Annotated in this window: 17 protein-coding genes; 9 read left to right on the forward strand and 8 right to left on the reverse strand. The window is 68.8% G+C overall.

Annotation, left to right across the window (positions count from 1 at the left end; all coding sequences use genetic code 11):
* Positions 1 to 55: 55 nt before the first annotated feature.
* The 4 genes from SYV04_RS31770 to SYV04_RS31785 form a co-directional block, all read right to left on the reverse strand.
* The gene (locus tag SYV04_RS31770; RefSeq protein WP_321549719.1) at positions 56 to 1,288 is read right to left on the reverse strand and encodes a toprim domain-containing protein; all 1,233 of its coding nucleotides are present in this window, start codon (positions 1,286 to 1,288) and stop codon (positions 56 to 58) included.
* Positions 1,285 to 3,039 carry an asparagine synthetase B family protein gene (locus SYV04_RS31775; RefSeq protein WP_321549720.1) on the reverse strand — a complete coding sequence of 585 codons (1,755 nt, stop codon included), beginning with the start codon at positions 3,037 to 3,039 and terminating at the stop codon, positions 1,285 to 1,287. Before SYV04_RS31775 ends, SYV04_RS31770 begins: the two co-directional genes overlap by 4 nt.
* Complete coding sequence (locus SYV04_RS31780) at positions 3,036 to 4,223, reverse strand: diaminopimelate decarboxylase family protein (protein ID WP_321549721.1); 1,188 nt, start codon at positions 4,221 to 4,223, stop codon at positions 3,036 to 3,038. Before SYV04_RS31780 ends, SYV04_RS31775 begins: the two co-directional genes overlap by 4 nt.
* A 73-nt stretch (positions 4,224 to 4,296) precedes the next feature.
* Positions 4,297 to 6,063, reverse strand: coding sequence for a family 43 glycosylhydrolase (locus SYV04_RS31785; RefSeq protein WP_321549722.1), 1,767 nt, complete (start codon positions 6,061 to 6,063; stop codon positions 4,297 to 4,299).
* Positions 6,064 to 6,211: 148 nt separating this feature from the next.
* On the opposite strand from SYV04_RS31785, the gene SYV04_RS31790 reads away from it, so the two are divergent.
* The 4 genes from SYV04_RS31790 to infC all read left to right on the forward strand — a co-directional run bounded on the left by SYV04_RS31790 (position 6,212) and on the right by infC (position 11,041).
* Positions 6,212 to 7,309 (forward strand): UTP--glucose-1-phosphate uridylyltransferase, encoded by a 1,098-nt coding sequence (locus SYV04_RS31790; protein ID WP_321549723.1) that lies wholly within the window; start codon positions 6,212 to 6,214, stop codon positions 7,307 to 7,309.
* Positions 7,306 to 8,403 (forward strand): M24 family metallopeptidase, encoded by a 1,098-nt coding sequence (locus SYV04_RS31795; RefSeq protein WP_321549724.1) that lies wholly within the window; start codon positions 7,306 to 7,308, stop codon positions 8,401 to 8,403. Before SYV04_RS31790 ends, SYV04_RS31795 begins: the two co-directional genes overlap by 4 nt.
* 240 nt (positions 8,404 to 8,643) lie before the next feature.
* Entirely contained in the window at positions 8,644 to 10,122 is a 1,479-nt protein-coding gene (locus SYV04_RS31800; protein WP_422723996.1) for an RluA family pseudouridine synthase, read from the forward strand.
* 238 nt (positions 10,123 to 10,360) lie between these two features.
* Entirely contained in the window at positions 10,361 to 11,041 is a 681-nt protein-coding gene (gene infC, locus SYV04_RS31805; RefSeq protein ID WP_321549901.1) for a translation initiation factor IF-3, read from the forward strand.
* Between the two features lie 55 nt (positions 11,042 to 11,096).
* On the opposite strand, the gene galK is transcribed toward infC, so the two are convergent.
* On the reverse strand, positions 11,097 to 12,206 hold the full coding sequence (gene galK, locus SYV04_RS31810; RefSeq protein WP_321549726.1) for a galactokinase: 1,110 nt from the start codon (positions 12,204 to 12,206) through the stop codon (positions 11,097 to 11,099).
* 14 nt (positions 12,207 to 12,220) lie between these two features.
* Entirely contained in the window at positions 12,221 to 13,837 is a 1,617-nt protein-coding gene (locus tag SYV04_RS31815) for a family 43 glycosylhydrolase (RefSeq protein WP_321549727.1), read from the reverse strand.
* Between the two features lie 339 nt (positions 13,838 to 14,176).
* On the opposite strand from SYV04_RS31815, the gene SYV04_RS31820 reads away from it, so the two are divergent.
* From SYV04_RS31820 to SYV04_RS31840, 5 genes are read left to right on the forward strand one after another with little or no spacing between them, the layout of a single operon-like run.
* A complete protein-coding gene (locus tag SYV04_RS31820) occupies positions 14,177 to 16,000 on the forward strand; it encodes a glycoside hydrolase family 43 protein (RefSeq protein ID WP_321549728.1) in 1,824 nt (607 codons plus the stop codon).
* Positions 16,001 to 16,028: 28 nt separating this feature from the next.
* Entirely contained in the window at positions 16,029 to 17,009 is a 981-nt protein-coding gene (locus SYV04_RS31825) for an ABC transporter substrate-binding protein (RefSeq protein WP_321549729.1), read from the forward strand.
* Positions 16,999 to 18,525, forward strand: a complete 1,527-nt coding sequence (locus tag SYV04_RS31830; protein WP_321549730.1) for a sugar ABC transporter ATP-binding protein — start codon at positions 16,999 to 17,001, stop codon at positions 18,523 to 18,525. Before SYV04_RS31825 ends, SYV04_RS31830 begins: the two co-directional genes overlap by 11 nt.
* The gene (locus SYV04_RS31835; protein ID WP_321549731.1) at positions 18,515 to 19,495 is read left to right on the forward strand and encodes an ABC transporter permease; all 981 of its coding nucleotides are present in this window, start codon (positions 18,515 to 18,517) and stop codon (positions 19,493 to 19,495) included. Before SYV04_RS31830 ends, SYV04_RS31835 begins: the two co-directional genes overlap by 11 nt.
* Positions 19,492 to 20,451, forward strand: coding sequence for an ABC transporter permease subunit (locus SYV04_RS31840; RefSeq protein ID WP_321549732.1), 960 nt, complete (start codon positions 19,492 to 19,494; stop codon positions 20,449 to 20,451). Before SYV04_RS31835 ends, SYV04_RS31840 begins: the two co-directional genes overlap by 4 nt.
* 87 nt (positions 20,452 to 20,538) lie before the next feature.
* Here SYV04_RS31840 and SYV04_RS31845 read toward each other — a convergent pair whose 3' ends face one another.
* Complete coding sequence (locus tag SYV04_RS31845) at positions 20,539 to 21,804, reverse strand: ABC transporter substrate-binding protein (RefSeq protein ID WP_321549733.1); 1,266 nt, start codon at positions 21,802 to 21,804, stop codon at positions 20,539 to 20,541.
* 16 nt (positions 21,805 to 21,820) lie between these two features.
* Positions 21,821 to 24,217, reverse strand: coding sequence for a glycoside hydrolase family 31 protein (locus SYV04_RS31850; RefSeq protein WP_321549734.1), 2,397 nt, complete (start codon positions 24,215 to 24,217; stop codon positions 21,821 to 21,823).
* Positions 24,218 to 24,251: the final 34 nt, after the last annotated feature.

Raw genomic sequence — 24,251 nt, forward strand, 5'->3', positions numbered from 1 at the left:
CCGGTTCCCAGCGGTGGCCCTGCCACGGGTCTGATCGTCGGTGGCGCCGCCATGGCTACCCGAAGCTGTCCGCGCCGCCGTCCGAGGCATCCGCGTCGGAGGAGAAGGAGTCGAAGTCCAGCTCGAAGCCCCAACCCTCATCATGACCGCTGGTGTCGTTGGTCGCGGCGGCCTTCTTCTGCTGCCGCGCCAGCTCTTCTTGCTCCGCCATGGCCATGGCGGGCGTGATGGCGGCGGCCCCGGCGACGGCGGCGGTTCCCCCGGTGGCGCCCGCGCGCAGCCGGGCTTGCGGGTCCCTCCCTGGCAGCGGAGCGGTGCTGGCCTCCGTGGCCATGACGCGGTTCATGGCGCGAAAGAGCCGCTTGACGATCTGCTCGGGGCGGATGACGGCGATCTCGAGCGTGTGGCGCGAGAGCCAGCGGGCCTCTTCGGCGGAGATGCCACCGCCAGGGCCCACCGCTCCGCGCTCGCTCGGCTGGAGCAGCGCCTTGAAAGGTCCGGCATGCGCGGGCCGCAGCCCCACGTCCACGATGCGGGCCGCCGTTCCTTTGAACCACTCGGGATCGTTGGCGAGGCGGTGCGCCAGCCGGCACCCCTCGGGGGTGATGTCATGGAGCACGAACACCTCGAGCCGAGGGTTGCGCCGGAGCATGCGGCGCACCGTCTCGAAGGCCTGCTGCGGATAGCCGCCGCTGGACAGGACCGCGCAGTTGTTCTCGAAGTGGAAGTTGTTGGCCAGCAGCAGGTCCACCGTGCGGGCGCGATCGCAGATGACCGCCCGGTCGAAGGAGTAGTCCCCGATATCGGACTCGGGGGTGCGCGCCGGCCGGGTCTCTTGGGGCTTGCGGATGATGACGCCCTTGGGCTTGCCGTGGACCTGTCCCCAGCGATCCCACATCTTCTCGAACTGTCCCCGAGGGAGCAGGGAGGGCCCAATGCTGCGCACGACGAAGGAGATCACCACCACCGCGGTGGGGATGCTGACCAGGAGTGAGGGCGGAAAGATGACGCCAGAGCTGACGACGAGGATGAACAGGAAGAAGAGCGCCAGGGCCTTGCCCGTCGTGCTCTTGTTCCGGCGAGAGAGCTCGAAGTAGAGGTGCTCCACCCCCCACTTCACCTGGCCCTCCGCGGAGACGAGATCGATCGCCCGCTGGAAGGCCTTGTCGGTCATCTTGTCGCCCGTGCGTGGCTCGAAGGCGAACGGCTTGTCGCAGCCCGGACAGCGACCGCCGGCGGCCTGTCGCTCGGGGTACTTCGAGTCTTTCTGGCAGCGGATGCAGATCATGTCGTGCCTCCCTGGCGGCGTCCGCGACCGTCGACGAATACCCGCATCCAGGCCTCCAGCATGGCGAGCGCCCACAGCTTCTCACCGATGCGCCGGCGTCGGGTCTCATCCGGCTGCCCCTGACCCTGGAGCAGGCGGGTGACGAAGTCCTCCCGGAACATGCCTCGCCGCCGCAGCGACTCGGGCCCGAGCAACTTCTGCATCAGGGGCGCTAGGGGGCCCAGCACCCAGTCCGTGGCGGGGACGCTCATGCCGTACTTGCGCCGCCAGACGATCTCGTCGGGCAGCTTGCCCTGCAGCGCCAGCTTGAGGATGTACTTCTCACAGGCGCCGTGGAGCTTGAGTCGAGGGGGCAGGGCGAAGGACGCCGTGGCCAGGGCGCGATCGAACAGCGGCACGCGCATGTCCAAGGCCCACGCGTTGGCGATGCGTTCGGCGCGCGGGAGGATGTTCTGCGAGCCCTTGAGCGCGATGTCCGCCAGGCGCACGCGGTTGAGGAAGTGGGGGATCTCCGGGCTGCCCAGGTACGGGCGCAGGAGCACGCGGCGCTGGCCGGGTCCGCCCACCTGCGCGCGGAACTCCGGGGTGTAGAGCGCGTCCTCCAGCCCGTAGAAGCGGTGGTAGGAGCGCAGGTAGATCTCCTCTGGCTCCTCCGGAGAGTCCTCGTAGAGGCCACCGTAGACCTCGGCGGCCACCATGGGCTTGGAGGTCCACCCGCCGAAGAGCTGATCTCCGCCCTCGCCATTGAAGACGGCCGAGTAGCCCGCCTGCCGCGCGGCCTGGCCCAACAGGAACTGTGGTCCGGTCACCGCGTCGCCGAAGGGCAGGTCCAGCTTCCAGGCGAGGTCCATGATCGACGCGCCCACGTCCTCGCCGGAGGCCTTCACCCAGGTGAGCGGCATCTCCAGCCGATTCGCCACCTGCTCGGCCTGCTCGCGCTCCACGCTGCGCTCGCCGAAGTCGAGGCTGAAGGCGTGGACCTTGACGCCCGCCTCCCTGAGCCAGACGGCGACGCCCGAGGAGTCGATGCCGCCCGAGAGGTAGAGGGCGACCTCGGGCTCGCCGTTGAGGCGCCGCTCCACCGCCTGCCGGCAGAGGGCGCGCATGCGCCGCACCGCGGTGGGCTGATCCTCGAGCGCCGGATCGATCTGCTCGCGCAGGGTGAAGTAGGGCGCCGAGGAGAACTGGCCCGCCTCGAAGACGCCCATGTGGCCGGGCAGCAGCCGCTTCACCCCGCGCAGGGGCACGCTCTCGCCAGGCACGAAGGAGAAGGTGAGGTACTTGTGGATCGCCGCCGGATCCAGCGTCGGCTCGAAGCCCGGCACGGCGAGCAGTTGCTTCAGCTCGCTGGCGAAGTACAGCACTCCGCCGTGGACCATGTAATAGAGCGAGCGGACGCCGAACGGATCCCGCGCCAGCGTCAGTCGCCGTCGTTCCCCGTCCCACCACGCGCCGGCGAAGGCCCCGTCGAGCTCCTCGAGCGCGGAGCCGCCCGCGGACAGGCGCGAGAGCAGAGCTTCGGTTGGATCGGGCACAGGTGGCGCAAGCGTCCCGGCACAGGCCAGCAGGTGCGGACCCTGGCGGAGGATGGAGGCGGACTTGCCGGGCCGTCCTCCCCACCAGCGGTAACCGAGCCCCACGCCAGGAGCGTGGACGGTGTCGGTGCTGTCGCCGCGATAGTGGATCGCGCCGAGCATGGCGGTGAGGACCTCGGGGGAGGCATCTCCGACGTAGCCGCAGATCCCGCTCATGCATCCACCTGTGTGGCGAGGAGGTCCGCGAAGGTCTCGCGGCGCGTGGTGAGGATGTCCTGGCCCTGCTCCAGCACCACCTCGGCGGGCCGGGGTCGGTTCAGGAAGTGGCTGGACATGGCGTAGCCGTAGGCGCCGACGTCGCGCAGGGCGAGGAGATCTCCGGGCGCGAGCGGCGGCAGGCGGCAGTCGCGGGCGAGGAAGTCCCGGGAGTGGGTGGTGTTGCCGCAGACGTCCGTGGGCAGCTCGAGCGGGGCGCTTCGGGGCGAGAGCGCCTCGACGCGGTGGTGCGGGTAGTAGACGCTCTCCACCACGACGTTGCCCACGGTGGTGTCCACGCCGATGTAGCGCCGCCCGCCGCGCTCCTTCACCGAGATGACCTTGACGAGGAGCGAGCCCGCTTCGGCCACGAGGATCCGCCCTGGCTCGACCACCAGGCGGATGCGCCGGCCCCGGCTCGTGGAGAGCGCTTCCATTCGGCGCGCCACCTCCCGGCCGAGGGTAGGCAGCTCCAGGGGCTCCTGGCCGTCCCGGTAGGGCACGCCGAAGCCGCCGCCCACGTCGAGCTCCTCCAGATCCGGCAGGAGCGCCGAGGCGGCCACCATCCGCTCGAAGCACGCGAGGAAGCGCTCCAGGGAGCGGTTGTTGGTGCCCGCGTACATATGGAGGCCTATGAGCCGGACCCCGGCCGCGCGGGCGATGGCGAGGGCCTCGGGAAGCTCGGCGGGATCGACGCCGATGCGGTTGGGGCGGGAGGGCTCATCCACCAGCAGGCGCAGCCCCACGGCCCCGCCCGGGCTGCGCGCGGCGAAGTCCCGGAGCTGGTCCACCGAGTCGAGGTTGAGCCGGATTCCGCGCGAGAGGATGTAGTCCAGGTCGGCGGCGTCGAGGTTCGTGCCGCTATAAACGATGCGGTGCGCGGGAACGCCCGCGGAGAGGGCGGCGAAGGCATCTCCGGGAGTGTTGGCGTGGATCCCCGCGCCCAGGGAGTGCAGCAGTCGCACCAGGTGGCGGTTCTTGTTGCAGACGATGGCGTAGTGGAAGTCGACCGGTGCGTAGGGAAAGGCCGCGGCGAAGTCCCGATAGGCGGCCCGGACCCGCTCGGCGTCGTAGACGTAGAGCGGGCTGCCGTAACGCTCCACCAGCAGCGCGGCGCGCTCCGCGCTGGGCTCTCGGACGCTCATCACCAGGATCTCCGGATCTCGACGGGGCGGCGGACGCTACCGACGCGGGAGGGGGCCGCGCAAGACACCCGGACTACTTGTGGATCTCGATGCAGTCGAGCTCCGCGTAGTTGACACCCTTGGTGAGCCGGATCGTGTTCGAGCCCGCGTTCAGGTTCACGGCGATGGTCGCCAGGGTCCAGTTGTCCCAGCCCGTCTTGGCGTACGAGAGGGCCGTGCTCGCCCCGCCGTTGACCGACACATAGTGCGAGCTCGTCGCGGTGCTGCCGTTGGCGAAGCGCACCCGCAGCTGGTAGGCGCCGGCCGAGGGCACTGTCACGTTCCGGAACTCGACCCACGAGTCCGAGAAGTCGATGCCACCCACGACGCGCTCGCTCGAGGCACCGCCCACGGCGAAGCGCACCGAGGCCCGATTGAGGGTCGCGTTTTCGGCCTCGTAGCGGTTGAGCTCCACGTAGTCGAGCTCCGCGTAGCTCGTGCCCTTGGAGAACCGGATCGTGTTGTCCCCGGCCTTCAGGGTGACGAAGGTGGTGGCGCTCGTCCACACGTCCCAGCCCGTGTGAGGGTAGGTGATGGCCGTGGCGGCGGCCCCGTTGACCGAGACGTTGTGGGTGCTGGGCGCTCCCATGCCATTGGCGAAGCGCACGGTGAGCGCGTACGCGCCGGCCGACGGCGCCCAGACATTGCGGAACTCCACCCATGAATCCGCGTAGTCGATGTAGCCGACGACCTGGCCATTCGAGGCGCCGCCCACGGCGGTACGGGCGGTGGCGTGGTTGATGACCGCCAGCTCGGCCTCGTAGCGGCTCGCGCCGAGCTTCTCGCCCGAGGGCAGCGCCAGCGCCGTGCTGGTGGTGGCGGGCGTGCCGAAGTTCGGGCTGCCATCGGCGTTCCAGGTGAAGCGCTGCGCGCGGAGGCTGCGTCCGCCCCAACCGCTGCCCGAGGTCTGGTTGGCGTGGTAGACGAGCCAGTCCTGAGTGCCATCCGGCGACGTGACGAAGGTGTTGTGGCCCGGGCCATAGGCGGTGGCGGTCTTCGAGAAGACACAGCCGTTCGACTTCGCCCACGAGGACTGCTGCAGGAGGTTGGCCGTGCTGGAGGCCGCCAACATCCCGAGGCAGTAGTCATCCGTCCAGCTGCCGCTGGCCGAGTAGATGATGAAGATCTTCCCGTTGCGCTGGAGCACCTGCGGCCCCTCGTTGATGTAGGGCGGGCCGCCGAGGCGCTCCCAGGTGCCGAGGGGCGAGGAGATGAGCACCCGCTCCCCGCTGATCGTGTACGGGTTGCTCATGGGCGCGATGTAGAGGTTCTGCTGGATGTTGGTGAAGCCGTCCCAGCCGGACCAGAGGAAGTAGAGCGAGGCGCCCACCTGCAGGACGGTGCCGTCGATGGCCCAGCGATCCGTGGGCGCGGAGATCTTCCCCTTGAGCGTGTAGCTGCCCTGCGGGTCGGTGCCGGTGCTCTCCAGCACGTACATGCGGTGGTTGTCGTTGTTGCCGTCGTCGGCCGCGAAGTAGATGTAGAAGCGGCCATTGAGAAACAGCAACTCCGGCGCCCAGACTCCGCAGCAGAGGGCGCCCGTGTTGGAGGGTCGGGTCCACACGGTGACCCGGTTGCCCGAGGCCAGCCCCGTCAGCGTGCGCGACTTGGTGATCGCGATGGCCGTGTCGGAGTTGATGCTCTGCACCAGGTAGTAATAGCCGTTGTACTGGACGATGGAGGGGTCCTGCCCCGCCGCGACGATGGGGTTGTAGAACGTCTGGGCGGAGGCCACGCTCGCCAGTAGCAGCAAGGCGGTGAGCAGGGGGAACCGCAGGACTGCGAGGATGGGGGAGTGCATCGAGGCCTCCGGGAGGGGGACGGCTGGTATGCACCTGCTGCATGAGCCTTTAAAACGAGAAATTCAAGATAAATCTGTTGAAGGCAGCTCAAGGGCAGAGGATGGCGATTGAGGGGAGCGAGACCCGGGACTAAGTAATCCCACGCCCATGACCGACACTTCCGAAGGCTTCGATCCGGTGCAGTTCCAGCAGCTGGTGGCGCGGGTTCGTCAGGAGCAGAAGAACCCCTCCACGCCCGTGGCTGAGCCTCAGCCGCTCCCGGCCTCAGATCTCCAGCAGATGCCCGCCCCGGGCACGGCGCTCCATGCGGAGTGTCTGCGTTTGGGCGAGGAGGCGCTGCGGAGAGGGGAGGTCGCCTTCATCATCCTGGTAGGGGGCGCGGGCACGCGCTTCGGCGGGGGCGTCAAGGCGCTCGTGCCGATCCTCGAGGAGCGCACCATCATCGACCTGCGGCTGGAGAACATCCGCGAGGTGGGCCAGCGCTACGGGAAGAGCGTGCCGGTGGCGCTGATGACCTCGCCGATGACGCACGAGGCGATCGCGGAGTACGTCACCCAGAACAAGCTGGAGAAGGACGTGCTCCTGTTCGAGCAGCGGATGCTGCCGCGCCTGACTTCGAACTGGGAGCTGTTCCGGGACGCCGAGGGCAAGGTGTCCCTGGCGCCGTCCGGGCACGGAGACTTCTTCCGGGCGCTGAAGGAGAGCGGCACGGGGGCCGAGCTGCACCGGCGCGGCGTGCGCCACGTGTTCTTCTCCAACGTGGACAACATGGGCGCGACGTTGGATCCGCTGATCGTCGGGCTCCACGTCAAGAACGCCAAGGAGATGACGGTGGAGGTCACCCCGCGCGCCAACGCCACGGGCACGCTGGACACGGGCGCGGCGCCGGTTCGTATTGGCGATCACCTCCTGCTCATCGAGCACGTCGACTCGAAGAAGCACGCCTTCATCAACACCAACAACCTGGCCTTCCAGCTGGCGGCCATCCTCGAGAAGGACATCGAGGTGCCCTACCGCGTGGCGCGCAAGAAGGTGGAGGGCCACGAGGTGCTCCAGCTCGAGCAGGTGACGGGCGAGGCCAGCACGCTGGTAGGCAAGGATGGGCGCCCGCTGCTCTCGGTGGCCTTCATCGAGGTGCCGCGCATGGACCCGAAGACCTCGCGCTTCGAGCCGATCAAGGCGCCCGAGGACATGGACTACGTCATCCCCCGGCTCCGGCAGCGGTTCCAGGGGCCCGCGAAGTGACGGCCCCGAGCGCGGAGCTGGAAGCAAAGCTGGCCCGGGTGCGGGAGAGCCTGGAGCGCCACGACCTGGGCGCGGTGCGTCTGCGCGGGGTGGACTGGTTCGCCTGGGCGACGTGCGGTGGCTCGAACGTGGTGCTGCTCACCACGGACGTGGGCGTCGCGGAGGTGCTCATCACCCGCGAGGGTGCGTGGGTGCTCACCGACGCCATCGAGTCGGCGCGGCTGGAGGAAGAAGAGGTCCCCCCCGGCTTGCCCGTGTGGTCCTCCCCATGGGTGGAGCGGACACAGCTGCGCGAGGACTTCGTCGAGGAGCAGCGGGGAGGGCGCCGGGTGGCCTCGGATCGGCCCTCGGGGCAGGAGGTGGCGCTGCCCGCCGAGCTGGTGGAGGCGCGCCACTCGCTGCTGCCCGAGGAGCTGGAGCGCTACCGCGCGCTCGGGCGTGACGCCGCCGAGGCGATGACCGAGGTGATGCTCGCGGCGAAGCCGGAGTGGACGGGCTGGCAGCTCGCGGGCGCCGGGGCCGAGGCACTGTGGGCGCGAGGCATCCATCCCGCGCTGACGCTGGTGGGCGAGGAGCGCCGCTTGCCGCTGCACCGCCACGCCACGGCGAGCCGGGAGCCCCTGGGTGCGCGGGCCATGCTGGTCTTCTGCGCCCGGCGGCACGGGTTGTTCGCCAACCTCACCCGCTTCGTCTACTTCCGACAGCCCAGCCAGGAGGAGCGCCAGTTCGTGGCCGACGTGGCCCGGGTGGAGGCGGCGGCGTTCCGGGCTTCGCGTCCCGGCACGACGCTCGGGGAGGTGTACGCCGCCATGGTCCAGGCCTACGCGGCCTGTGGCCACCCCGGCGCCGAGGTCTACCATCACCAGGGCGGCTCGTGCGGCTACCTCTCGCGGGATGACGTGGCGGTGCCGAGCTCGCAGGTGGTCCTCCAGCCGCGCAACGCCATGGCCTGGAACCCCTCGCTGCCGGGAGCGAAGATCGAGGATACGGTCGTCCTGGGCGACGGCGGTGGACTGGAGAACCTCACGGTGGACCCGCGCTGGCCCACCTTCACGGTGGAGGGCCGCGTCCGGCCGGATCTCCTGGTGCGTTAGGCGCCGAGGGACTCCCAGCCGGAGCGCGTGAGAGAGGCGCCCTTGCACGATGTCGTGACGTACTTCGCTCCACAGCCGGACCCGACCGAGGTGCCAGTCCGGCTCGCCAGCCCGTTCGCCTCCGGGCCGCCGCACCCCCTGGCGCGCCGAGCCGCCGAGGAGCTGCAACTGCGCCTGCGCCGAGGCGAGCTGGCGGGTGGGCTCGACCTCCGCTCCCTCGACGAGCCGGGCCGCGGCAAGATGTTCGGAGTGCTGGTCGTCGCGGCGCCGGATGGCCGCATCGGCTACCTGTGCGGATTCTCGGGCATGCTCGGAGAGAGCTGGTACGCCGATGGGTTCGCGCCGCCGCTCTTCGATCCGGTCGCGCGAGACGCCTTCTGGCCCGCGGGTCAGGCCGAGCTGGACGCGCTCGATGAGCGCCATGCCGAACTGGTCGATGGCGCGGAGCCCGTCGTGCTGCGCGCGAGGCTCGCCGAGCTGACCGCGCGCCAGGCCGAGGCCGCCACCGAGCTGAGCACGCGCCACGAAGCGAACCGTCGCTGCCGGCACGATGCGCGCGGACGCCTGGCCGAAGGGACACGCGGAGAGGACGAGCGCCGAGAGGCCCTGCATGCACTCGGGCAGGAGAGTCGCGCCGACGCCGCGGAACGCCGACGGCTGGAGCTCGCGCACCAGCAGGAACGTGAAGCCCTGGAGTCCGCATTACGAGCGTTCGACACGCGGCGCGCCGAGCTCGAGCACCTGCGCGCCGAACGTTCGAGGCAGCTCTGGCAGCAGATCGCCTACTCCTACGTCATCCCCAACGCGCGGGGCGAGGAGCGGACCCTGGGGGTGATGTTCGCGCCCGAGCCGCCGCCGGGAGGGGCGGGCGACTGCGCCGCGCCGAAACTCCTGGGACAGGCCTATCGCCACCAGCTGAAGCCCCTGGCGCTCGCCGAGTTCTGGTGGGGAGCGCCGCCCCTCACCGGCGGACGCCAGGCGGGCGAGTACTACCCAGCCTGTCGGAGCAAGTGCGGTGCGGTCCTGCCCTACATGCTCGAAGGCCTGTCCGTCGATCTGGCGCCACTCCCCGACACGGCCGCCATCCCGGAGGATGCGCCGCGAGTCCTGTACGAGGACCCGTGGCTGCTCGTCGTGGACAAACCGTGCGGCCTCCTCTCGATCCCCGGCCGCCATGACTCGCTGCGTGACTCGGTGCTCGTCCGTCTCCGGCGGCGGTACCCGGAGGACGCCGAACTGCTCGTCATGCACCCCCTCGAAGTCGACATCTCGGGGCTCCTGCTCGTCGCCAGGGACCCGGAGACCCACGCGGCGCTCCAGCGCCAGTTCGCGCGACAGGAGGCGGACAAGCGCTACGTCGCCTGGCTGGACGGTCTCCTTCCGGGCGACCAAGGCACCGTCGAGCTGCCGCTCCGGGCCGATGTCGAGCACCGTCCCCGGCAGCGGGTCGATCCGCTCCACGGCAAACGCGCCATCACCCAATGGTATGTGGTGCGGCGAACGGACACCCAGACCCGGGTGTCGCTCTTTCCCCGGACCGATCGCCCGCACCAGCTCCGCGTCCATGCCGCTGACCCGCTCGGGCTGGGGGCTCCCATCGTGGGGGACCGACTGTATGGCCATGACGCAGCGCGCTTGATGCTTCACGCCGAGGCTGTGACATTCCTGCATCCGCGTAAGAACGAGCGCCTCGAGTTCCAGAGCCCCGCGCCCTTCTAAGGTCGGCAGGCGCACATAGCGGGCGTTATCTCTGGCATTACCGGCCACGGTCAGGGAAAGTGTGCCACGAGCTCTCCCTCCTACCGTGCAAGCGGGCACTTGTAGGCACTCCTGTGCGTCGCGGGACGCGAGAAGGGGGGGCTGCCGCACATCCGTGCCCGGTCCCCTGTCGTACCGAAGGGGCCTGTCCCATCTTCAGAGGGGACGGGCCTGAAACCCAATTCAGGAGGAAAGTCACATCATTCGCGAACAGAGAAGCAGCCGCGGCGGTAGCCGCGACCAGAGAACCAACCGTCGCATCCGCGCTCGCGAGGTCCGCGTCGTGGGGTCCGACGGCGGGCAGCTCGGCGTCATGCCCCTCGAGGCGGCCCTGGAGCGCGCCCGGACCGAGGGGCTCGACCTGGTCGAGATCAGCCCCATGGCCAGTCCACCGGTCTGCAAGATCATGGACTACGGCAAGTTCAAGTACGAGGAGAAGAAGAAGGCCTCGGAGTCTCGCCGCGCGCAGGTGACGGTCCAGCTCAAGGAAGTCAAGCTCCGCCCGAAGACGGAAGAGCACGACTACGAGTTCAAGGTCCGCAACGTGCGCCGCTTCCTGGAGGACGGAAACAAGGCGAAGGTCGTCATCCAGTTCCGAGGCCGGGAGATCACCTATCGGGCCCAGGGCACCGCGATCCTCGAGGACGTGGTGAAGGACCTGAAGGATGTGGCGGTGGTGGAGCAGCCGCCCCGCATGGAAGGGCGCCTGATGTTCATGATCCTCGCGCCCACGCCGAAGGTGGCCCAGCGGGCACGCGAGCTGGCGAAGCAGGCCGCGGCGAGCGCCAAGAAGTCCCATCGCTCCGAGAAGCAGCAGGAGAACGATGCTCCCGAGGAAGAGAAGCAGGAAGAGCCGAGCTCGGCTCCTACCACTCCTTAGTCGACGCCTGCACGCGGTGGACGCGATCCACCGCGTGTAGCGCACCGAAGGTGCCTCAAGCCCCCGCGGACTGGGGCACCAGGATCGTCGGCCGCTGGCCCGAGCGGGCCGCGTAGCTCTGCGCGATCCGCGTGGCCACGGCCGCTCCGGTGCCCTCCCGGGCCATCATGACCACGGAGCCGCCGAAGCCACCTCCCGTGAGGCGCGCGCCGTAGACGTCCGCATCCGCCCGCGCCAGGTCCACGAGCAGATCGATCTCGGGGACGGAGACGTCGTAGTCGAGCCGCTGCGAGTCATGCGAGGCGTAGAAGAGGGTGCCCAGCCGGCGGAGATCTCCACCGCGGAGCGCCTCCACCGTGGCCAGCACCCGGGCATTCTCCGTCACCACGTGCCGCACGCGCCGGCCCAGGGGATCGGGCAGCGTCTCGGCGCGGGGGAGATCCGCCTCGGTCAGGTCTCTCAGCTGCGCGACGCCGAGCATCGCCGCGGCGCGCTCGCACTCCGCGCGCCGGGTGCGGTAGTCGCCGCCCGCGACGCTGTGGGTGACGCCCGAGTTGATGACGATCGGATCCAGGCCAGGCGGTAGCGGTACCCGCTCGTAGCGCATGTCCCGCGTGTCGAGGAACAGCGCGGACCCCTGACCGGCGATGTGAACGGCCATCGGGTCCATCACGCCCACCGGCGCGCCGACGAAGTCGTTCTCTACCTTCTGGCCCAGCTGCGCGAGCCGGACCTCGTCGATGGGCAGGGAGAACGCCTCGCGCAGGGCCCTCAGGAGGCACACGTCCAGCGAGGCGCTCGAGGACAGCCCGCTGCCCAGGGGGACCTCGGAGGAGATGCGCACCTCGAACCCCGACAGCGCGTGCCCTTCGCGCCGGAGCACCTGGGTGACGCCCTGCACGTAGTCGAGCCAGCCCCGGTCATGGGCCTCCTGGCCCAGCTCGAACTCCAACACCTCGCCGGCGCGGCTCTTGTTGACGCTGAAGGCGCGCACCTTCGAGTCCTGCCGCCGCCGCAGCTCGACGTGCGTCTGCTGTGGGATGGCCATCGGCAGCACGAAGCCGCCGTTGTAGTCGGTGTGCTCGCCGATCAGGTTCACCCGCCCGGGGGTGTGCGCGACGAACTCCGGGGGATGTCCGAACAGCTCCTGGAAGGAAGGGGCCACGTCTGCTCTCGGGGTCATTCAGGGGTGATGCGCAGCGAGTCGAACCGGGCCGAGGCCCCCGCGATGCCGCCCGAGGTGAGCGCCACGCGGATGCCGCGATCCCAGGGGGGCAGGTACTCGCCATTCACCTCGTCGCCCACGTTCGTCCAGTCGGTACCGTTGGAGCTCACCGCGAACCGGAACAGGTAGCCCGACTTGCCCACCATGCGCAGGTGCAGCTTCTTGTCCGGGGCCTCGGGCGCGTCCACGGTGGTGACCACCTGGTGATTGTTTCCCTGGCGGCGCCACACCTCGAGCTTGCCCGCCTTGAGGGCAATGCCCAGCGCGTTCTCGGGATCGCCATAGGCCGACAGCCCCGCCACGGTGCCCGTGGCGATGCCGCTCAGGTCCAGGATCGTCTCCGCCGTGTAGTCGCCGGAGCGGGTGGCGCGGGCCAGTACGCCACCGATGACGTCCTCAGCGCGATCAGCGGGGGGCGCGAGGGTGAGCATGCCGTCGGCCACGCTGAAGGTCGGCTTGCGCCAGTTGGGCCACACCCAGCCGAGCGCCAGCGTCGCGGCGCTGAACTCATCGACGAGGGCCGGAGCCTTCGGCATCAACTGCCCGCCCACGCCCCGGCGCTGGTTGATCGCGGGCCAGCCATCCTCGCCCCACACGACGGGATCCAGCACGCCCTGCCGGCCGACGTAGACCGAGTCCTTGGTGCTGTAGGCGTGGTACAGGAAGTAGTCGCGGCCCTGCGGATCCGTCACCACGCTGCCGTGGCCCGGGCACTTCCACGTCTCGTTGTTCTTCATGATGGGGTTGAGCGGGTGCTTCTCCCAGCCATGGAGCAGGTTCTTCGAGCGGGCCACACCCACGCCGTAGTTGCAGGCCCGGCCGCAGCAGCCCGCACCGGCGTAGAACATGTAGAACCAGCCGTTGCGCTTGATGAAGTGCGGGCCCTCGATGAGCTGCCCCTCCCACGGCACGTCATTGATCAGGATCGACGTCTTCTCGCCCTCCAGCCGGGTGCCATCCTCGGACAGCGGCTGGGCCCAGAACGGGGTGGGCAGGCCGCGGCTGTTGCCGTCCTCCTTCCACACCAGGAAGAGCTTGTCGTTCTCGTCGCGGATCAGCGCGCCGTCGATGGAGCCCAGCTCCTGGCAGACCAGCGGGCCATGGTCCGTATACGGCCCCTGCGGCTGCGAGGCGGTCGCCACGGCGATACACAGCGGGCCGCCGCGCTTCTTCGCCGTGTAGAAGACGAAGTAGCGGCCATTGTCCACGGCGAGCTCCGGCGCCCAGTAGTTGGCCTCGGACCACTCGGGCGGGTTCTGGAAGATGTGGCCCACCAGCTCCCAGTTGAGCAGATCCGTGGACTTGAGCAGCGGGTACTGGGGCGCCCACTCCGACGAGGTCGCCGAGGCCCAGTACTCGTTGCCCACGCGGATCACCGACGGATCCGCGAAGTCGCCGGGGAGGATCGGGTTCACCACCTGGAGCGGGGGAGGGGGCGGGGTGGGCTGCTCCGGAGTCGGCGGCACGGGCCGCGGGGCCAGCTCATCCGAGGAACAGCTCGGCGCGGAGAGCGCCGCCAGCACGGTCAACGAGAACAGGGCTGCGGAAAGAAAGACACCGCGGGAGCGCATGGGGGAGGCACCTTGATGGGGGGGCGGGAGACTACGGCGGTGAAGATTCGGGGGTCAACGCATCATCACCCCGTGCATTGATATGTCTTTTCAGCCGGGTTCGTCTGGAAATCAACACAACCTCCAACGCGCCGCGTCGGGAGGCGCGAGGGGTGGATTGTGTTGTTGGTCTTGACACACTCTGGTGGCGTGTATCAGATGCGCACCCTCTCGCACGGCGCCCGCCTCCGGGCTGCCTGGGAATGACCAGCCGTCAAATAGACCCGGAAGGGGGAAGTGGACATGCGGAGAGGGCCGTCCTCATCGCGAGGTGGTAGCCGGACCGGAGCGCTGCTCACCGTGCTCGCACTGCTGGCTACCGCCTGCGCGGATGACCAGTTGGTGCCTCCGCCTGGTCCTCCGGTACCCGAGCCGGAGCCCGAGCTGACCCTGGTGGCCAAGAGCTACACCAATCCCCTCCAGATCTCGATTCCGAGCGGGGGACAGGTCGAGAACTGCCCCGACCCGACGGTCATCCGAGGCCAGACGGAGGGCGACACCGCCTGGTACATGTTCTGCACAGCCGATCCCCTGAACGATGAAGACAGGGACAACGCGGATGCATACAAGGAACACCTGATCCCGATCCTGAAGTCAGACGATCTGGTGGATTGGACATACGTCGGTGACGCATTGGCGGAGCGTCCGAGCTGGGCAAGGCCTGACTCCGATATCTGGGCGCCCGAGGTCGTCTATTTCTCAAACAAATATTATTTGTATTACACGGTCCCCGATGTGCTGGAAGGCGGCAGCGCCATCGGTGTCGCCACCAGCGACAGCCCCGTCGGCCCTTGGACTCACTCGGCGAAGCCGGCCGTGGAGCCTCATGAGTCGCCTTGCTGCGGTGACTCCCGGCGCTGGGTCTTCGACCCCGAGGTCATCGTCGACGCAAAGGGTGACAAATACATCTATTACGGCAGCTATTTCGGTGGCATCTCGGTGCGCAAGCTCTCCGCGGATGGGTTGACCTCCGATCCGTTCTCGCAGGTGGAGGTCGCGGTCTCCAATCGCTACGAGGCGCCCAGCGTCATCCAGCATGGCGGGTACTACTACCTGCTGGCCTCTGCCACGGACTGCTGCAAAGGGCCGCTCACTGGCTACAGCGTCTTCGCGGGGCGCTCCAAGGACCCTTGGGGCCCGTTCGTGGATCGCGACGGCGTGCGCCTCACCACCAACCGTGTCGGCGGCACGCCCGTGCTCGGCCTCAATGGCAACAAGTGGGTGGGCCCCGGCCACAATACGATCGTGACGGACTTCGGCGGGCAGGACTGGATCCTCTACCACGCCATCGACCGGCAGCGGCCCTACCTGGCGCCGATGCCCAATGGTGATCTGCCCCCCCGTCGCCAGGCGCTGATGGACGCGCTGGACTGGGTGGATGGCTGGCCGGTGGCCCGTGGCGGCTTCGGCGCCTCGGACACCGAGCAGCCCGCGCCGGCGGCCCAGCCGGGCCAGAAGAGCCGCTACCAGTTGGTCGTTGCCCGGCAGGACGAGCCGGGGGCGGCCATCCCCTCGGCCACGGATGAGTTCAGCGGGCTCACGGTGGGCACGCAGTGGGGTTGGGTCCGTGCTCCGGTGGGCCCCTTTGCCGGAGTCTCGGAGGGCCAGCTGCACCTGAACACCCAGAATGCCGACCTCTTCGAGGGCAACAACAGCGCCGCCATCCTGTGGCAGCCGGCTCCCAGCGGGAACTACCTCGTGGAGACGAAGCTCCACATGAACCTGCCGCCGACGAGCTGTTGCTTCAACTTCGTGCAGGCGGGCCTCCTCATCCACAGCGATGACGACAACTACGTGAAGCTGGTCCACTTCTCGAACTGGGAGACGCGGCAGATCGCCTTCGCCAAGGAGCTGGGCCCGGTGGTGCCGGACCGCTATCCGCGCTACGGCGAGACCTTCGGCGGCCCCGCTGGCGAGACGGTCTGGCTGCGCATCGCCCGGCGCACCCAGGGCGACGAAGAGCTGTACACGGCCTACTCCAGCCTGGATGGCACGCTCTGGAGCCGGGCGGGAACCTGGACGCACAAGTTTGGGGAAGACGCGCGGATCGGACTGGTGTCGATGTCGGGCACGGGCTTCACCGCCTCGTTCGACTACGTGCGCGTCTACACGCTGAAAGACTAGTTTCATTGCTCACACCTGGAGAGACCCAATGAGATGGATGATCGCGGTAGCGCTGGTAGCGCTGATGGGCTGTAAGCAGGAGTCCGCGGAGAAGCCTCAGCAGCCCGCGGGAGAGGCCACGCCGCCGGCCGCCGCGAAGAAGCTCGTGGTGGGCTTCTCGCAGGTGGGCGCCGAGAGCGCCTGGCGCACGGCGGAGACGAAGTCCATCCGCGGCGAGGCCGAGAAGCGCGGCGTGGACATGAAGTTCTCTGATGCCCAGGGCAAGCAGGCCAACCAGATCCAGGCGCTCACCTCGTTCATCGCGCAGAAGGTGGACGTCATCGTCCTGGCCCCCGTCGTCGAGACCGGCTGGGAGGTCGTCCTTACGCAGGCCAAGGAGGCCGGCATCCCGGTCATCCTCGTGGACCGTGGCATCAAGGTGAGCGACGAGAGCCTCTACACCACGCTGATCGCCAGCGACTTCGTGGAGGAGGGGCGCATGGCGGCCGAGTGGCTGGCGAAGAAGACCAACGGCAAGGCCAACATCGTGGAGCTGCAGGGCACCACCGGCTCCGCTCCGGCGATCGATCGCCAGAAGGGCTTCATGGAGGTGCTGCAGAAGTTCCCGGACATGAAGGTCATCAAGACCCAGAGCGCCGACTTCACCCGCGCCAAGGGCAAGGAAGTGATGGAGGCCTTCATCAAGTCGGACCGCGCCAACATCCAGGCCGTCTACGCCCACAATGACGACATGGCCCTGGGCGCCATCCAGGCGCTCGAGGAGGCGGGCATGAACCCGGGCAAGGACGTCACCCTCATCTCCATCGACGCGGTGAAGGGCGCCTTCGAGGCCATGGTGGCCGGCAAGCTGAACGCCACCGTGGAGTGCAACCCGCTGATGGGGCCGCTCGTGTTCGACACGATCAACAAGGTCCGCGCGGGCGAGAAGGTGCCGAAGTTCATCCAGAACAAGGATCAGCTCTTCGAGCAGGCGAACGCGGCGCAGGTCATCGGGACTCGTGAGTACTGAGCCGCTCCTCGTCGCGCGCGGTGTCGAGAAGCGCTTCCCCGGGGTCCACGCCCTCGCCGGCGTGGACCTCGATGTGCGTGCGGGTGAAGTGCATGCCCTGATGGGGCAGAACGGCGCCGGCAAGTCGACGCTGATCAAGATCCTCACCGGGGTCTACGCGCGCGACGGGGGGACGATCACCTTCGAGGGGCGCGACTTCCGGCCGCGCTCTCCGGGGGAGGCCCAGCGTCAGGGCATCAGCACCATCTACCAGGAACTCAGCCTGGTTCCGACGTTGACGGTCGCGGAGAACCTGTTCCTGGGGCGCGCGCCCCGGCGCTGGTTCGGCATCGACTGGCGCACCATGCGGCGCAAGGCAGCGGAGATCCTCGCCACCTTCGACTTGCGCGTGGACGTCGATCAGCCGTTGGGGACGATGTCGGCCGCGGTCCAGCAGTTGGTGGCCATCGCTCGGGCGGTGCAGACGGAGGCCCGGGTCATCATCATGGATGAGCCCACCTCCAGCCTCGACAGCCACGAGACGGAGATGCTGCTCGACGTGATTCTTCGGCTGAAGAACCGGGGCCTGGGCATCGTCTTCGTCACCCACTTCCTGGAGCAGGTCTACCGGGTCAGTGACCGCATCACCGTGCTGCGCAACGGCGCGCTCGTGGGGACGTACGAGGCGGCGAAGCTCACGCGCCTGGAGCTCGTCTCCCACATGCTGGGCAAGGTCCCGGAGGAGATGGAGCCAGCCCTGGAGCCGCATCCCGAGAGCCAGGGGACGGCCGTCGTGGCCGCCCAGGGGTTGGGGCGGCGCGGCGTGGAACCCTTTGACCTGACGATCCACCAGGGCGAGGTGGTCGGGTTCGCCGGCCTGCTGGGCTCGGGGCGCACGGAGGCCGCGCGCCTGCTGTTCGGCGCCGACCATGCTCGGAGCGGCACGGTGAATGGCGCCTCGCCCAAGAGCCCTCGCCAGGCCATCGAGCAGGGGATGGCGTTCTGCCCGGAGGACCGGAAGGCCGACGGCATCTTCCCGGAGCTGTCGGTGCGGGAGAACATCGCGCTGGTGCTCCAGCGCAAGCTGGGCTTCCGGGTCTCGCGCGCGCGGCAGGAGAAGCTCGCGCAGGAGTTCGTGACGAAGCTCAGCATCAAGACGCCCTCGGTCGAGCAGCCCATCCGGCTGCTGAGCGGTGGCAACCAGCAGAAGGTCATCCTCGCCCGGTGGCTGGCGTACGAGCCGCGCCTGCTCATCCTCGACGAGCCGACGCGCGGCATCGACATCGGCGCCAAGGGCGAGATCGAACGCCTCATCCGTCAGCTCTCCCAGAAGGGGCTCTCGGTCCTCTTCATCTCGGCGGCGCTGGAGGAGGTGCTGCGGCTGTCCCACCGCATCGCCGTCTTCCGGGATCGAAAGAAGATCGGTGAGCTCTCGCGGACGACGCTTCCCGAGGTCATGAAGATGATTGCCGGCGAGGAGGGGCAGCCGCCCGAGGGCATGAAGCAGGCTGCAGGTGAGGAAGGCCATGCGCCATAGGAACTTCTGGCCGCTGGTGGCGCTGGCGGCGCTGCTGGTCTTCAACCTGTTGTTCACCACGGGCTTCGCGCGGATGGAGTTCCGAGACGGCCGGCTCTTCGGCACGCTCGTGGACATCTTCCAGAACGGCGCGCCCGTCATGCTGCTGGCCGTGGGGATGACGCTGGTCATCGCCCTGGGCGGCATCGATCTCTCCGTGGGCTCGGTGATGGCGCTGTCAGGGGCGGTCGCGGCGCTGCTGATGACGGAGCAGGGGCTGTCGGTCCCCGTGTCGATCGCGGCCGCGCTGGCCTTGGCGCTGGGCGTGGGGGCTGTGAACGGGGCGCTCGTCACCTACGGGGGCGTCCAGCCCATCATCGTCACGCTGGTGACGCTGGTGATGGGGCGGGGGCTGGCGCAGACGCTCACCGGAGACCAGAAGGTCCGCTTCGAGAACCCGGCCTTCGAGTTCATCGGCAATGGCACCGTGCTGGGCCTGCCGTTCGCGCCGCTGCTGGTGGCGGCGGTGGCGCTGGTCGTCTGGCTGCTGCTGCGCAAGACGGCCACGGGGCTCTACCTCGAGGCCATGGGTGGCAACCCCCAGGCGGCCCGGCTCTGCGGGCTTCGGGTCCACGTCATCCGGATGCTGGCCTTCATGGCCTGCGCGCTGTGCGCGGGCTTCGCCGGGCTCATCGCGGCGGCGGACATCAAGGAGGCCGACGTCGCCAACGCCGGGCTCTACCTGGAACTGGATGCCATCCTGGCCGTGGTGCTCGGAGGCACCAGCCTGACGGGCGGGCGCGCCAACCTCGTGGGCTCGCTCATTGGCGCCACGTTCATCCAGACGCTCACCATCATGTTGCAGATGCGCGGCGTCATCACCGAACACACGCTCATCATCAAGGCGATCGTGGCGCTGACGGTGTGCTTCATGCAGACGCCCTCGTTCGAGCGGCTGGTGCGGCGCCTGCGCCCCGCGGAGGGCGCATGAACTTCCTTCGCAAGCACATCACCGTGTTGGCGGGCGTGTTCGCCTACGTGCTGCTCTACGCCATCGCGGCGACCCGGTACGACGGCTTCCTGTCGCTGCCGGTCTTCATCAACTTCCTGTCCAACAACGCGGTGCTCGGCATCGTCGCGGTGGGCATGACGTTCGTCATCCTCTCCGGTGGGATCGATCTCTCCGTCGGCGCCGTCATGTCCTTCTCCAGCGTGCTCATCGGCGTGCTGATCATGAAGTACCAGTGGAACGTGTTCGCCGCGATCGGCGTGGCCCTGGCGTGCGGGACGACGCTCGGCGCGCTGATGGGCGCCGTCATCCACACCACCGGCATCAAGCCGTTCATCGTCACCCTGGCGGGCATGTTCTTCGTGCGGGGTCTGGCGTTCATCATCCACCTGGAGTCGATCGCCATCTCCGAGCCACGTCACACCGCCCTCGCGGTGATGCGCCTCGGCCCGCTACCCCTGACCGCGGTCCTGTTCCTGGCTTTCGTCGCCATCGGTTGGTACGTGGCGGTGCTCACCCCCTTCGGGCGGAGCGTCTACGCGCTCGGAGGAGGGGAGGAGGCCTCGCTGCTGATGGGCCTCCCCGTGCAGCGCACCAAGATGGCCGTCTATGCCGTGAGCGGCTTCTGTGCGTCCTTCGCTGGTGCCGTGCTCACCTTCTACCTGTCGAGCGGCAGCCACCTGGAGGGCGTCGGGATGGAGCTCGATGCCATCGCCACCGTGGTGATTGGCGGGACGCTGCTGGCGGGCGGAGTCGGCTCGGTGTTCGGCACGCTCATTGGCGTGCTGATGCTGGGGCTCATCCTCACGTCCATCACCTACGAGGGAATGCTCAGCTCGGGGATGAGCCGGGTGGCCATCGGCGGGCTGCTGCTCTCGTTCGTGCTGCTGCAGAAGCTCCTGACGCGGCGCGTGGTCGGGGTCGGCCGGGCCACCTGAGGCCTCGGGCCAAAGCAGAGGCCCCGGATGCGCGTGAAGGTGCGCAAGCCGGGGCCCGGGTTACTGCCGCCTAGCGAATCGGAGAGCTCACCACTTGCCGTTCTTGGCGATGCCCTTGATCTTCGTGTCGGCCTTCTTGAGGTTCTCGGTCGCCGTGCCCTTGCCGGAGAGCGTGGAGTAGACGGCGTTGCGGAACTCGGTGCTCACCTGGTTGTACTTCGCGCCGGTGATCGTCGGCCGCGGCACCGCGTTCATGAAGGTGTCGAAGAGGCTGGCGAAGAACGGGTTGGCCTTCAGCAGCTCCTCATCCTTGTAGAGGCTCGCGATGGTGGGGTTGAACGCGCCCACCACCGCCCGGCGCTTCTGCTCCTCGGGGCCCGTCAGGTACTTCACCAGATCCACCGCGATCTCGGGATGCTTGGAGTACTTGGGCACGCCCAGGTTCCAGCCGCCCAGCGTCCCCGTGGACTTGCCGTCCGCGCCGCCCTTGGGCAGCGCCATCACGCCCACCTTGCCCGCGACCGGGCTGTCCTTGGAGTTCGCCAGCGCCCACGCGTACGGCCAGTTGCGCATGAACACCGCATTGCCGGACTGGAAGGTGCCGCGCGCGCCCTCCTCCTCGTAGGCCAGCGCGCCCTTGGGCACCACGTTGCCCACCAGCGAGGAGAAGAACTGGATGGCCTCCACGGCCTTGGGGTTGTTGAGGGTGACCTGGCCCTTGGAGTCCACGATCGTGCCGCCGCCGAAGGAGTCCACCCACTCCAGCGCGTTGCACGTCAGGCCTTCGTACGCCTTGCCCTGGAAGACGAAGCCCACCAGCTTGCTGTTGCCCGCCTTCTTCTCGGCCTCCAGCACCGTTTTGGCCACCTGGGCCAGCTCCTGCCACGTGGTGGGCGGCTTCTGTCCGTGCTTCTCCAGCAGATCCATCCGGTAGTAGAGCAGGCCCGCGTCGGTGAACCAGGGCATGGCCACCAGCTTCCCGTTCACCGTGTTGTTCTTCACGATGGGCTGGAAGTGCTGCTGGAGCACCTCCGCCGGGAAGTAGGGCGTCAGGTCGAGGAAGTGGTTGGCCACGATGCCCGGCCAGATGACGTCGAGGCGCGCTACGTCCACATCCGTCGAGCCCGCCGCCAGCAGCTGCTGGAGTTGCGCCAGCTCCTGCGAGGAGTCCGTCGGCGCGCTCATGATCTGCACGGTGTGCCCGGTCTTCTTCGACCAAGCCTCCACACCCTGCCTGCAGAGGGTCTGCTCCATTCCCACGCTGCCACAGGAGACGGAGATCGTCTCCGCCTGTGCCAGCTGCGGGGAGACAAGCGCTACCGCTGCCACGAGCCCTGACAATGCCTTCTTCATGTGTGTGCCCCTCCTGCTACGAAACGACTTCCAGCCGCTGCCAGCCGCCCTCGACTTCCACCGTGAGGACTCCGTCCGCGAAGCGGTGCTGCCGCGCTCCGTGTACCTGGCGTGGCGCGGACAGGCCGTAGACGCACAGGGTCTCCTGCTTGCGCGCCTGGGGCAACTCCCCCTCCACGCTGCGCTCGAGCACGAGCCGACCTCCAGTCCACTCACCCGCGAGCCGTGTCACCCGTGACGCGCCGTAGCCATCTCCCGCGTCCTCGTACAAGCGGCCCTCCACGCGAGGCCCCGCGTGGATGTGCCAGGTGAGGTGAGACCAGTTGGCCGTGGTGGTGTGCAGCGCGGGCTCGGTGAGGGCCAGGGCTCCTCCCTCCCGGAGCCACAGCGGCACCGTGTCCAGCGGCGCCTCGGCCAGCAGGTGCCGCCGCCCCTCGACGATCTCCCCGGAGGGTGCGAGGTTGAAGAAGGGCAGCCAGCGGCCCTCGGGCAGGTACACGTGCCGCCGCGTCCGGCTCTGGCGCACCACGGGGGCCACGAGCAGGTCTCTGCCAAAGAGGAACGCGTCATCCATGCGCAGCGCCTCCACATCCCCCGGCGCGTACATGACGAGGGGCCGCATCGCGGGCAGGCCCTCCACCGAGGACTGGTGCATCAGCGTGTAGAGGGTGGGCAGCAGCCGGTAGCGCCGCTCCAGGGCTTGGCGGGTGAGGGAGAGGTAGGGCTCACCGAAGCGCCAGGGCTCCTGCGGAGGCGTGCCCTTGCCGGAGTGGTTGCGCAGCATGGGGTAGAAGGCGCCCAGCTGCGTCCAGCGCACGAGCATCTCTCCGCTCGCCCGGCCCAGGAAGCCGGGCACGTCCACGCCAGCGAAGGACACGCCGGACAGGCCCAGCCCCAGCAACATGGTGACGGAGAGCTCCAGGTGGGCCCAGTAGCTGGAGTTGTCCCCCGTCCACACCGCGGAGTAGCGCTGGATGCCCGCCGAGCCCGCGCGCGTCAGCAGGAAGGGCCGGCGCTCCGGGGCGAACTCGCGCATCCCCTCGTACGCCGCGCGCGCCATGCCGAGCGCGTAGACGTTGTGGACCTCCAGGTGGCGCTTGTCGCCGTGCCGGGCGTCGTGCGGCAGCGTGGGCCCCTCCACCTTGCCCAGGTCCGCCGCGGCGGCCGTGACGATGGCGAACGTGTCCTGGCCATTGATCAACTTGAAGCAGGCCGGCTCGTTCATGTCATTCCAGAAGCCGGCGATGCCCGCCTCGATGAACTCCCGGTGCTGCTGGCTCCACCACTTGCGCACCGGCTCGCGGGTGAAGTCCGGGAACGTGGCGGGCTTGGGCCACACCTCGCCGAGCAACACGCCGCCTCGGTCGTTTCGCACGAGGTAGTCGCCGGCGAGCGCCTCGTCATAGATGCGGTAGCCCGGCTCGGCCTTCACCCCGGGATCGATGATGGTGATCAGCCGCACGCCCTGCGCGGCTGCCTCTTTGGCCAGCCCCGCCGGGTCCGGGTAGCGGGTGCGATCCCACGTCCAGACCTTGTAGCCCTCCATGTAGTCGATATCGAGGTACACGGAGTCCAGCGGGAGCCGCCCCGCGCGATAGCCGTGGATGACGGCGCGGATGTCACCCGCGTTCTCGTAGCCCCAGCGGGACTGCTGGGCGCCCAGGCTCCAGAGCGGGGGCAGGGGATGGCGTCCGGTGAGCGCGGTGTAGCGCCGCACCACCTCCTCGGGCATGGGGCCGGCGAAGACATAGGCATCCAGCTCGGGGCCGGAGGACTCCCACTTCACGAGGGCGGGATTCTCGGCCGCGACGTCCGCCTCCAGCCTCCACGACTCGTCGAGGAAGAAGCCCCAGGCGACGCCGTCTCGCAGGCCCATGCTGAAGGGAATGGACTGGTAGAGCGGATCCGTGTCCGGGTGGTGCGGCAGCACGTCCGTGTTCCAGAAGACGAAGTGCATGCCCCGCTTGTCCAGCGCCCCCACCTTCTCGCCGAAGCCCAGCCAGGCCTCCTCGGGTGGGGTGCGCAGCGCGAGCCGTGAGCGGAAGCGCGTCACGGGGTAGTCGGGCATCGCCTCGCCCGAGAAGCCCTCGCACCGGGCAAGCTCTTTCCCCGCGGCGTCTCGCAGGAGCCAACTGCCCTGATCGGGCTGCACCTCCAGCGACAGCTCCTCTGTTCTCACCACCGCGACCTCGCCGCGCGCCTCCTGGCGGAACGAGAGCGGCCGCTCCGGTTGCTCCAGCACAGCCCAGGACTGCTTGGCGGGCAGCTCGCGGAGCGTGAGCGCGGCGTGGCCCAGGCAGGGCAGGTGCCGCAGTCGGAGGACTCCTGGCAGGGGGCTGCGGACCTCCAGCGCGGCGCGTGCGCCCCAGAAGATGATGCGAGTGGGGTCAACCGTGATGTCGTCGAAGCGCATGAGGGCTGGAGCCTACATAGACGGAAACGAGGCT

It is taken from the genome of Hyalangium ruber (assembly GCF_034259325.1).
GTDB classification, from domain to species: Bacteria; Myxococcota; Myxococcia; order Myxococcales; family Myxococcaceae; genus Hyalangium_A; species Hyalangium_A rubrum.